The organism is Micromonospora sp. AP08, assembly GCF_008085935.1.
Lineage (GTDB): Bacteria > Actinomycetota > Actinomycetes > Mycobacteriales > Micromonosporaceae > Micromonospora > Micromonospora chersina.
The window spans coordinates 1-216 of sequence record NZ_VSEZ01000053.1 but is presented as its reverse complement, the minus strand read 5'-3'; the positions used below and the strand labels follow the sequence as shown (position 1 = coordinate 216).

The 216-nt window shown below is 81.0% G+C and carries 1 pseudogene; it reads left to right on the top strand.

The features are described 5' to 3' along the window. Positions 1 to 216: pseudogene (locus FXF50_RS29085) on the top strand (hypothetical protein); the annotation flags it as partial.

Genomic DNA, 216 nt, shown 5'->3' with positions numbered 1-216 from the left:
GCCCCGAGCAACGGCGCCCCGAGCAATGGCGCGCCGGGCGCAGCTCCCGCCGCCCAGACCGCGCCGGCGGCGCCGGCTGGCGCGGCGGTGCTGGCCGCCCCGGTCGCGCAGGGCGCGCCGGTCGGCCAGGACTCGGGTCCGGGGTCGTGGGACAAGGACAAGAAGGAGGGCGAGGGCGACGGCGGCGCCATCCTGGTCGAGCGTGGCGGCAGCGCC